At 49.8% G+C, this 233-nt stretch carries 1 pseudogene; it reads right to left on the bottom strand.

The features are described from left to right. Positions 1-204 (bottom strand): annotated as a pseudogene (locus tag FS628_RS32400) (diaminobutyrate--2-oxoglutarate transaminase); the annotation flags it as partial. Positions 205-233 lie beyond the last annotated feature (29 nt).

Raw genomic sequence — 233 nt, 5'->3', positions numbered from 1 at the left:
CTTCCTCACCTTCCCACTCATCCACATCCTCCCTTCCCTCCAACCCTGATAACCTCCCTCAAACCCAAGAATACACTTCCCACCTCTTCCATCTTTCACCACCTTAATCCCTCCTTCTACTCCATCCCCCCCCCTTCCACCACACAACTCCATTTTCCCTTTATCTCCCATCTCTCCTGCAAGAATCCACAACACTTCTTCCATATATCAAAGCTTCACCCGCCTTCCCAAAT

The organism is Paenibacillus xylanexedens (assembly GCF_007676705.1).
Taxonomy (GTDB): Bacteria; Bacillota; Bacilli; order Paenibacillales; family Paenibacillaceae; genus Paenibacillus; species Paenibacillus xylanexedens_C.
Note: the sequence above shows the minus strand (reverse complement) of the source record. Positions and strands in the feature narration are given on the sequence as shown.